This window comes from Pseudonocardia kongjuensis, from assembly GCF_039526905.1.
GTDB classification, from domain to species: Bacteria; Actinomycetota; Actinomycetes; order Mycobacteriales; family Pseudonocardiaceae; genus Pseudonocardia; species Pseudonocardia kongjuensis.
Genome location: NZ_BAAAJK010000070.1, coordinates 1 through 9,900, shown reverse-complemented (window position 1 = coordinate 9,900; position 9,900 = coordinate 1). Strand labels below are relative to the sequence as shown.

The window sequence follows — 9,900 nt, the reverse complement described above, 5'->3', positions numbered from 1 at the left end:
TCTGGCCGCGCCAGGGTGGTCACTTCCACCGATCAGAACTGGTCATTTTCGCTGAGCGCCAGCAGACCCGGCGGTACGCCAGCCACGCGGCCAGGTGCATGAGCGGTAAGGACAGCTGCTCGTCGAGTCCCCAGTCCTGTTCGTCAACCCCTTCGCGGGGCAGGGTGAGGCCCTTCGTCGACAGAACGAGCAGTTGATCGGTGTCACTGGCCCACCGCTCGTACCCGGGGGCCCCGAGCAGGAGCCGGGCCGGGCCCGAGGGGGACAGGATCGGACCAAGTGATTCCGCCAGTCGCTCGCCCTCGCTGCCCGTGTAGCGCAGCGCGTCCATCACTTCGCCAAGGTCGTGCTCGGCCCCGAGCCCGACCCGATGAACCGCTCCCAGCAGGAGTTGTTGGACTCCGGACTCTCGGCGGATTGCAGCAGGGAGCAGCTGCGTGAGAACACTGATCACCAGGTTCGAGCGTTGGGCCTGCGCTGCGTCCCGGTCCCGTAGGAACTCGTCGTCCCCCCGCAGTCCTTCCTCGTAGTCGCGCCGGTCGGGGTCGGCGATCATGGAGTACGGGTTCAGCGTTCCGGGTGGCGCGTCCATCAGCGACAGGCCGCGGGCGTAACCACGTAGTTCCGGCATCTCTGTCAACTGTGTGAGCGGGCCGGAAGGATCGAGCAGCGTCACGTAGGCGCTGTGAGATCGCACCACTTGCGCCGCGAGGGTGCCCATCAGGAACGTCTTGCCAGAGCCGAGGCCACCGATCACGGGCGTCAGCCCGGAGACCTGCTGAGTGTCCATGTCGTACCAGGGGTCCCAGGGGATCGGCCGGCCGGACGTGCTGGCGCTGAACATCATCGGCCCGTGGTCGTCGCCGATGATCTCCGTGGCCGTCGGTACCGCCATCGACAGGTGCCGCAGACTCATCCGGCGGCGATAGGCGGTCGTTGCCAGCGGCTCACCGGGGATGAACTCGCGGGCGAGTGCGTACTGACCTTCACTGCGCTCGACCGCCACTTGCGGGTGGAACAGGTGGCGGATCTGATCGAACGTCTCCAGGGCCTCGCGCTCGGTCCGCCCGGGTATCGCCATACGCCACCAGCCCTCACAGCGCGCCGAGAGCCCCGTCTGATCTGTGTCCAGCTCGTCGCGCACCGCCGAGGCAAGTTCGATCTGCCGAGCCAGCGCGGGGGGTGCCTCTACCCCGTGGTCGATCTCGTAGTGCCGGTGTTGGGAGTCCACACGATCCGCGACGAAGCGCAGGCTGCGAGCAGCCTGTTCCTGCGGTAGCACCCGCATCCGGGCTGACCACTCGACCGGCACAGCAACGTTGTCGACCACCGTCATCCAGGGCAGGTCTGCCGCGGGGACATTCAGCTCCCCCATACGCCCCAGTGACGCGATGAGGACGTGCCGATCGTGGCGCTCCCCGCTCGCTACGCCGCTTACCCTCAGCGTCGGGGCGTAGGGCTCGGCGGTCCACCGGGCCAGTCCGTCGACCGCGGCCATGTCCTCGGTGGCCCAACTCGAGTTCGGTGCCGCCGGCATAACAGCTTCCGGGGGCAGCCCGAGGGCGCACGATCGGTACAGCAAGTGCAACATCTCCCCCGCGGTGACCGGCTCGCCACCGAGAGCTGAGGTCGCCATCAGCGAGTCGATGCGGGTGACTTCTTCATCCAGCGCCGACAGCTCCGCTTCGATCCACCGACCGGCCAGCCGTCCGACTGTTGCGCTTCGGCTGGCGACGAGCTGGTCGCCAAGGCTCCCTAGCTTGCTTCGCCCGCCTCGGATCTCGACGCCGAGATAGACCTCCTTCACCGCCTTCGGTACCGCCAGCGCGCGTTCCTGTTCGGCGATCAGGTGTTCTTCCCAGCTCACCCCGTCCGGCTGGTCCGGGAGGGGGCGTGCCCATTCGTCGTGAGCGCGTGCCCACTGCGCCGCCGGATAGGGCCTCCATGTGACGCGCCAGTGCAACCAGCGGCCCGGCAGCGCGGCCAAGGCCAGACCCACCGCAGACATCAGCGCTTCGCGCTCATGATCTGCGCGCATAGCCCACGGCCTCGGGGCGAGCGAGTACCAGGCCATCGTGCCGGACTCGGTACGCGTCAGATGACCTGTGATGCCGCGGAGAGCCAGCCTCGGGCGGTACTCCTTCACCCGCGGTTCGGCGCCCGTCGCTCCCTTGGCTCGCCGGGCCGGGCGCGCCGTCTGGCGACGCTCGCTGCGCGAGCCGCTTGGCGGGATTGTGTCCCGACGGTAGTCAAACCCCCAGCCCGCGGGGGTGGGAGAGGGCGGCGGGGCGGGTTCGGTAGCGAGCCAGGTCATCGGCGGTCCTCCCAGGGACGGGGGCGGGTGGGAGACACGAGCACGTGACGGGGGTCGGAGACCGCGACGACGGTGGTCGTCTCCGGGCGTGGGGCCCGAAGCTCGGCGGCGAACAGAGCCAGCACGGCGGCGGCGGGCCGGTCCGGCGTAATCACACGCATCGTGTACTGAGTGGCGAGCACGGCGGCGATCGCGACGACTCCGTAGCCGAGGAAGCCGTCGAAGATCCCAAGCTGCGCGCGGATGATCAGGAACAGGAACGCGTACCCGAGCCACAGCCCATAGGCCGCATAGCGGGCCTGCCACAGCAGGGTTCGACCGGGCGGGCCGAGGTAGCGGTTCTGCAGCGCGTACAGCTCGTCATCGGAGCGCGAGCGCATGACGACTCAGCCGCCGCCAGTGAGGAGTCCTCCGGCCCACTCGGCCACTCCCTGCGGTGCTCCGGGGATCAGTCCGATGCCGACGACGACCAGCGCGACCAGCACGCAGACGATCATCGAAACGATCTTGGCGATGTCCGACTTCGCGGCGGCGGCTACCGCGACCAGACCGATGCCGATCACGGCGACGGGAACGAGGTTCTGGGCGATCCAGTCCATCAGCCCGTCGGTGTTGAGCCCTTGCGCCAGATAGTGGGTGATCATCGAGGTGCCCCCTTAGCAGCGGTTGTATCGACCCGTGGCGGCCCGAGTGGTCCCGTGCGTCGTCGGGGGTGCTGTCCGGGCTAGCGAGGGGGCTCACTCGGTCCCGGACAGCACCCCCCTGGTCGCGATGAGCGCCGCCAACAGGTCTCACCGCGGGTCGGTAGGCGTTCGGCACCCGTAGCCCCCTACGACGCCGATCGCTGTGCCAGCAAAACTAAGCGGTTGAACGATGCTGGCAAGGTACTGATCTGTCAACCTCGCTACTGGCACAGCCGTTGAAAGACAGAGGCTCGTGGCAGGTCAAGGTATGGGATGGGGGATCATGAACGGCACCGGGCTTACATTCTGTGATCAGACGTGCGGCAACTTCACTCCGTCGGACCAGTGCGACCCGCCGGTACCGAGTTGGAGAACTCTGCTGCGGGCAGGTTCACTAGGCGGCGACGTTGCCAGCACATCACCACCCGGGGGGGCCAAGTTGAGCGAAGCCGAGGACGAGGCCGACCTTGGGCCAGTAGCCAGGTACTTCCGCCACCTGGTCAAGCACGTGCATCCGGCCGACCGGGGCCCGTACACCCTTGAAGAGATCTCCGAGGGGATCCGCCGTCAGGGAGGGCCCAGTCTGTCGGTGCCCTACCTGAGCCAGCTGCGCAGTGGGGCTCGCCCTAACCCCACCCATCATGTACTTGAGGCACTAGCTGAGTTTTTCAACCAGCCTGTTTCCCCGTTCTTCAACGCCACCGAAGCACAACACGCCGGTGAAGATCTCGCTTTGATGCAGGCACTCCGCGATAGCGGTGTCAAGGATATTGCACTTCGAGCGATGGACCTCAGTCCGGAGACTCGACAGTCGATCTCGCGACTAATTCAGGATATGAGCGATCTCGATCAGCGCGCTCAAGCGAATCCGCGCCGCCGCCGCAAAGGATCGTCCAGCAGTGACCAGGGCAGCGACTGACGATCCTCCCGGTGCCTCTATCCGGCCGCAAGTCCCGGTGAGCCGAGCTGAGAACCGCTCGTCCCACCCGATGAATCAGCTCGCCCAAGCTTCCGAAGTTCTCGCGACAGCTTTAGAAGCTCAGTAACGTCCTCCTGCACGCTTTCCCCTGTCGGTTCCGCTAACACCGCACGAGGAAGCGAGGGGCGCCCTCTACTTTCGTTATTGACGAGCGCAAGAATTCCTACGGCAAGATCTCGGGCATTATCAAAATTGACATGCAGATGCGGACTCATGCAAACAAGGCCATCTCTGCACTCGATCACTCGCCGGTAGTAGCGGAGCCGCATATTCCTAACCTGCAACAGCTCTCGCCACCAAGACACTGCCGGGAACAATGCGATATTTGGGTACGCATGATAAACGACCAGCCAGAGCGGCCGGAGCTGGAAATAGCGCCAGCGTGCTTCGAGCCAGAAATGAGCCTTGACCATACCGGTGCGCGCGCCCGGGTATCCGATCCCCAAGAAGAACACCGCGATACCCACGGCCAGTAACGGCGTCGTCCATAGCTCTGTCCGCAAGACCTCCGCCGGAAGTCCCAGCAAATACCCACCGGTCGCGATGACCCGAGGAACGTGCGTACCCAGGCAGCAAATCCCGAGCCCGATCCCAGCAACTCGGAGACTCAGCCGGGCCCGAGACCGAGTCTGTCCGGCAGCCTGCCAAGACAGGTTTGCCCCGCGGGCTGTCGCGTACGCCATGTACGCGTTGCCCAGGAGGAAGAACACCACGACGTGGGCGCTACCAGCGGCCTCCTCATAGCTCGCACCTCGATCCGACGGAGCAGTCGCTACGAACGTCGCGATCAGGCCGGCCGCGACCATCCCCGCTAGTACCACCTCGAATCGCGCTCGCCGAGTAGCCGCCAGCGAGGACACCGAGGCTTGCAGCACAATGAGCAGTAGCGAGAAGAAGAATGTAAGTACGACGTTCTGCACCAGCTTGGGCAGGTGCGGGCCCAGGATTCCATCCGGTGTCGCAGCCAGCAATTGAGCCGACAGCGCCACAAAGACGGCAAAGGTGCACGCTGCCACCGCACGCAGGTACCGATCATCCGGGACACGAGCCACTTGCGACAGTTTCCATACAGCGGCAACTGTCGCTGCTAGCCACATAATGAAGTTTGGCACCGTCACTGCCATCTACAGCCACCCCTGATGATCGTCGAACGCTCCGTCCACTCGCCGCGTGTGCACGGACCGTCGTTCGGACCGCTGATATTCGAGACGATCCAAAAGAGTGGACCACTCCTTGATTACCGTCGCGACCATCTCAGCCTCTTGCTCGATTACATGGTCGTACCCCTCACGGCGCATTCCGGAATGCAATGTGTCAGGCGGTAGAATGTTCAGTAATCCAGCCATGTTGGGAATGTCATCACTATTGCCACCGTGACCGCTGATGATGTGCCCGACTTCATGCAAAATAATGTGATCCTGGTGTACGAGCGTCGTGTCTCGCTGATAGATGATGTAGTCCGCCTTACCCCCTTCAAGCCAGAACCCGAATACTCCGGGCGCGGGCAGCGGGTAGTCAACGAGCCTGATCGGTCTCCCGCGAAACTCACCAAGCCGGTCACAGAGGTCGAATACGTCTAGAGGGGGTTGGATATCCAGCTCTCGGAGGATCTTCCGGGTGCCACGACGCAGAGCCAGATCGTTCCGCCAACCACGCTGAGTCGATCGAGCGGCGCGGCCCCACATCAGAGGGCCCCTTCGTCGATCCACTCAGCAATCCGCTCGCCGCTAGTCCGCGGATGACTCGACAGCCCGTTGTGACCACCCGGCAGCTCGCGCAGCGGCACGTCCAGCACGGTGCTGAGGACTCGCGCACACTCGTACTCCCACCTACCTCGGGTGCGTTCTCCGCCTGAGACCGCCACCAGCGGCCCGCCGACCTCTCGCAGCTCTCGCAGTGCGACAAGCGCCTGGGCCGGCAACTCCTCGGTCCGGACCGCGGTGAAGTCGTGAGCGAAGAAGTAGCGCAGATCGCTCATCAGATCAGGTGAAGGGGCGGCCACAGCCGCACCGGGCTCGGTCATCGGGTCCGGCTCTGTGAGTGCAGCCATCTGCTGAACCGCGGGCACCAGATCTCCCCGAGCCGCCCTCGCCGCGACGTCGTCTAACCCCTGCTCCCGCTCCGGGTCACTGACCAAGCTCGGCAGGGGAGGTTCATGGGCGAGTAGACCGCTAACAGCGCTCGGCCAGCGCACCGTCAAGTGCAGCCCGATGACCGCGCCGACACTGGCTCCGATCACTCGCGCTGGCTCACCGGCCGCGGCCATCAGGACCGACGCCGCATCGTCGGCGTGCTGTGCCAGGACCGCACCCGCGGGCGCGGGCTCTACGCCAGCACTACGGGCGATGCCCCTGCGGTCGTACGTGATCACCGCGTGCCGTCGGGACAGATGCTCGACAAGGCCGGGGGTGCCACCAGCGTTGCTGACACCACCTTGGACGATCAACACTGGTGGGCCCGAGCCCGTCCGCTCGTAGTAGAGCGCGGCAGATCCCGCCTCCGCCCAACCTGTCACGACCTTCACGTAGCCCCCTTGACGTGCATCGCTAGCCCATTTGGCCTGCGGACCGTACCGCCCAGTGCAGTCCTCTGTGGCGCTTCCCATCCGATCACCGGCTCAGAGCGACCGCTGATCACTCGTGCCTCAACCCACTTGCAACGTGCCTTCCAGGCCGCGCCTGTCGACAGCTAGTCGATCTAGCTTCGCTGGCAGCAGCAGAGCGCTTAACTGTGCCAGCTAATCGACACGCACCCAAGTTTGCTGCTATAACCCTGTCGCTGGTCGATCGCCGGACAACAGGGCTCGCCGTCGCCCTCCGACGCCTCGTGCCAGCCCCTGCACGCGCAGCAACCGCCGAGGGGATCACCCGCCGATGCACACACAACAGCCGCCGCCGCAGTACGTATCCCGGGTCACCTGATGCCGATACGTCGCACTCGTCGCCGACCTCCCGAGCTATCCCCTCAGCAGGTCGCAGAACACGCGCACGTCCTGGCCGAAGCCACCTCTATCTACCGGCCAGCACGGCGTCGAGCACCTGCTCTGCCCAGCCCGCCGCCACACGAACCCGCCAGCGGGCACAGCGCCGAGCTCGCACCCTGGGCGCCGCCTCACCGTGCCGCAACGGCCTCCCCGGACGCCCCCCCGGCCTACACCCAGAGACCAGACCCGCTTCCGCTTCCACCCGAGACAGCGACCGAGATCACCGGTCCACTCCCTCCCGTTCCCGATGGCCCCACTCACGACTACCCGCGGGGAGGTGGGTGGCAGCAAGCGGACTCCACGGGCCCCGTCCACCGAGACGAGGCACCTCAGAGCCAGATTCATGAGACATGGACTCCACGACCTCGCCGCGCGATCGGCGGTGGTCGTCATGCCAAGCCCGAGCCGGAACCAGCCCCGCATGAACGCCCCATCGAGGACCCCGAGGCCGCGGCGCTTGCATGGGCGTTCGCGCTCGATCTTGAAAGCTGGGACGAGGAACACCCGCAGCGGCGGGCAGCCGTGCTGGCCCGCTACCTGCCCGACGTTCAGACTGATCAACTCGGCTGGGACGGCACTGGCCGACAGCGCGCGGAGACCGCCACCGCCGGGCCCGTCCAGAGAACGGACCCCACACACGTAACCGTGGACCTCAGGGTGCGCGTCACCCCGTACGTGCGCGTCGAACAGGTCGTCTGGCCGCTACACGCTCCCCCCGACCATGAGCCGGTCGGGGAAGCCGTCCCTGCCGCAGCACCGAGTCCGGTCGCACCCGGTTGGGCTGCGTGCGACTCAGAGTGGAAACGCCTGCGGATCCCAATCACCCGCAACCAGACGGGCGGGCTGGTCATCGATCTCACCGGCCCTAGAGCCAGCGGCCACAGACGCACTCACCGCGGAGCCTGCTAACGCCATTTCAATGCCGACCCGTGAAAGGGAGACCCGATGTTGCCACCGCTCGACGCCGATACGGAGTAATCATGGCGCTGAACCGCCTATCACTCGCGGCGACCACCGCATTTTCCATCGCGGTATCGCTTCCCGGGGCGGCCGCACCTGCGGCCACAGCACCGGAGTCCTGTTCTTGGCGGATCGCAGCCCGGGTTCTGTACCAGGAGGTCAGCGTGGAGACCGATCATCGCGCCGCTTCCCTACGCCGAACACTAGAAAACCGCGGCGTCGATCAGCCTTCCTTTGTCCCTGACGATTGCACAACATCGGTCGACGACAGTGCTTCCGCATCCGACGACACATCCAGCGGGGCCACCACGGGCGAGCAGGGAACTACCGCAGGTGACGTTTTCAACTGGGGCGAACCAGACCTGATTGACGACTTCGACGGTGACCTGTCCGGATGGAACATCTACGACGGCCCAGGGCATGCCGGAAACGGCACCCGCTCTCCCGACGCGGCATCGACCGCCGACGGGATCTTGACTATCAACGGTACCGGTGACGGGACCACCGCAGGCATGGCTTGGACCGAGGGCAGCCAGCAGTACGGCCGATGGGAAGTACGGATGCGCGCCCCGAAGGGATCACCTTCGTACAACGCCCTGGCCTTGCTGTGGCCGACCGCCGAGAATTTCCCAGTGGGCGGCGAAGTCGATTTCGCCGAAATTATGGACCCAGACAGAGAGAAGGTTGAGCTTTTCCTGCACTATGGCGCAGATAATTCGCAAGTGCACGGCGAAGTAGAAGTCGACGCCACCGAGTGGCACAACTACGCAGTCGAGTGGACGCCCGACTCCATTACCGCCTTTCTAGATGGAGACGAATGGTGGAAGACCACGGACACCGGGATTCTACCTCCTGGTCCCATGCACCTGTGCTTGCAGCTCGATTGGTTTCCCAAGGGCGACAGTGAATCCGGCCAAGTCCAATATGACTGGGTTAAACAATGGTCGCTTGACGACGGTGAGTCTGCCTCCACTCAGTCCAGCGGAAGCGAAGGCTCGACCGACGCCGACTCCTCGACCACTGCGACAGATGAGGAAAACAATTGGAACGGCCACGGCGATTCTGACTCCGACGAATAACCCGATGCCTGACCTACTTTGGAGAGATCCCGGATGCCAGCACTGAGCACCGTGGCAGCAGCCACACTCGCAGCAACTCTGACCATCAGTCCCGCCATAGCGCCACCGCCGAGCGAGGACGGCACCGGCAATCGTTCGTCAACTTGCACCCAGACGAACACCGCAGGGACCACAGCCACCACGGGGCAGCTCTCGCCCCAGCAGCTCGACCAAGCCACCGAGATCATCCGCGAAGCACGCGAGCTACTGACGCTGGTGACTACAGCAGAAGGCAACGACCCTCGGGCTTCCTCCGTCGCGGCCACCCTGCGTGCCGCAGGCTTCACACCCGCAGTGCAGACCGGGTGGCGACAGCTCGCCGTCGACACCTCCGACGCCCTGCTCACAACAGAAGACCCCGAGATGCAGCGTGTCGCCCGGATCCTCGCCCGCAACGGGCACGGGCCCACCGCCGCTGATGTCCAAAGGCCGGCCCCCTCGCTTGGCCGCGCTCCTACCCGCACCGCTCCTGCTCCTGGCAGCCCGTTCCGCGCACACCCTGGCGACGAAGCCGGACCACAGATGATGACCGCCGAGGCCCCAGAGCAATCCGCCCGGCCAAGCGCCCTTCGCACCGCGCTCGGATCCGGAGCGGGCGGCCGAGCCATGCTCCACGCAGCGGACTCAACCAACCACTGCACAAGCTCCCCCGAAGACGCTGCTGCGCAGCTCGACAAGCTCGTCGAAGCTCTTGAACTCCTCACGGGGGCCGACCGAGACGCCCAAGCTCTGCTCGACCAGCTCGCCGATCTGAACGACGACGGACGCCCGCGGGGAGAGGAAGCACGGCCGCCGAGCACCGGCAGCAGCGACGAACCCAGCACCGGCAGCAGCGACGAACCCAGCACCGGCAGCAGCGACGA

9 protein-coding genes are annotated in these 9,900 nt (G+C 65.5%); 4 read left to right on the top strand and 5 right to left on the bottom strand.

The window, feature by feature from the left end; genetic code table 11:
- Nucleotides 1-19: 19 nt before the first annotated feature.
- From ABD160_RS33160 to ABD160_RS33150, 3 genes are all read right to left on the bottom strand, one after another.
- Nucleotides 20-2,146 carry an ATPase gene (locus ABD160_RS33160; RefSeq protein WP_344030684.1) on the bottom strand — a complete coding sequence of 709 codons (2,127 nt, stop codon included), beginning with the start codon at nt 2,144-2,146 and terminating at the stop codon, nt 20-22.
- Between the two features lie 164 nt (nt 2,147-2,310).
- Nucleotides 2,311-2,694, bottom strand: coding sequence for a hypothetical protein (locus ABD160_RS33155; protein ID WP_344030682.1), 384 nt, complete (start codon nt 2,692-2,694; stop codon nt 2,311-2,313).
- 6 nt (nt 2,695-2,700) lie between these two features.
- On the bottom strand, nt 2,701-2,958 hold the full coding sequence (locus ABD160_RS33150) for a hypothetical protein (RefSeq protein ID WP_344030679.1): 258 nt from the start codon (nt 2,956-2,958) through the stop codon (nt 2,701-2,703).
- 478 nt (nt 2,959-3,436) lie between these two features.
- Between ABD160_RS33150 and ABD160_RS33145 the strand changes: the two genes are divergently transcribed.
- The gene (locus ABD160_RS33145; RefSeq protein ID WP_344030676.1) at nt 3,437-3,916 is read left to right on the top strand and encodes an XRE family transcriptional regulator; all 480 of its coding nucleotides are present in this window, start codon (nt 3,437-3,439) and stop codon (nt 3,914-3,916) included.
- Between the two features lie 17 nt (nt 3,917-3,933).
- Here ABD160_RS33145 and ABD160_RS33140 read toward each other — a convergent pair whose 3' ends face one another.
- Nucleotides 3,934-5,100, bottom strand: coding sequence for an MAB_1171c family putative transporter (locus ABD160_RS33140; protein WP_344030673.1), 1,167 nt, complete (start codon nt 5,098-5,100; stop codon nt 3,934-3,936).
- A gap of 249 nt (nt 5,101-5,349) precedes the next feature.
- On the opposite strand from ABD160_RS33140, the gene ABD160_RS33135 reads away from it, so the two are divergent.
- Nucleotides 5,350-5,556 carry a hypothetical protein gene (locus ABD160_RS33135; protein WP_344030670.1) on the top strand — a complete coding sequence of 69 codons (207 nt, stop codon included), beginning with the start codon at nt 5,350-5,352 and terminating at the stop codon, nt 5,554-5,556.
- A 104-nt stretch (nt 5,557-5,660) separates the two neighbouring features.
- On the opposite strand, the gene ABD160_RS33130 is transcribed toward ABD160_RS33135, so the two are convergent.
- Nucleotides 5,661-6,500 carry an alpha/beta fold hydrolase gene (locus ABD160_RS33130; RefSeq protein ID WP_344030667.1) on the bottom strand — a complete coding sequence of 280 codons (840 nt, stop codon included), beginning with the start codon at nt 6,498-6,500 and terminating at the stop codon, nt 5,661-5,663.
- Between the two features lie 1,439 nt (nt 6,501-7,939).
- Between ABD160_RS33130 and ABD160_RS33125 the strand changes: the two genes are divergently transcribed.
- Both ABD160_RS33125 and ABD160_RS33120 read left to right on the top strand, forming a co-directional pair.
- A complete protein-coding gene (locus ABD160_RS33125; RefSeq protein WP_344030664.1) occupies nt 7,940-8,998 on the top strand; it encodes a glycoside hydrolase family 16 protein in 1,059 nt (352 codons plus the stop codon).
- Between the two features lie 33 nt (nt 8,999-9,031).
- Nucleotides 9,032-9,900, top strand: an 869-nt coding sequence (locus ABD160_RS33120; RefSeq protein ID WP_344030661.1) for a hypothetical protein, incomplete at its 3' end; no start/stop codon positions are given.

What these genes read in the sequence shown, in the direction of transcription:
- ABD160_RS33150 (WP_344030679.1), bottom strand. Translation starts at nt 2,958, where the DNA reads ATGATCACCCACTATCTGGCGCAAGGGCTCAACACCGACGGGCTGATG.
- ABD160_RS33155 (WP_344030682.1), bottom strand. Translation starts at nt 2,694, where the DNA reads ATGCGCTCGCGCTCCGATGACGAGCTGTACGCGCTGCAGAACCGCTAC.
- ABD160_RS33140 (WP_344030673.1), bottom strand. Translation starts at nt 5,100, where the DNA reads ATGGCAGTGACGGTGCCAAACTTCATTATGTGGCTAGCAGCGACAGTT.
- ABD160_RS33125 (WP_344030664.1), top strand. Translation starts at nt 7,940, where the DNA reads ATGGCGCTGAACCGCCTATCACTCGCGGCGACCACCGCATTTTCCATC.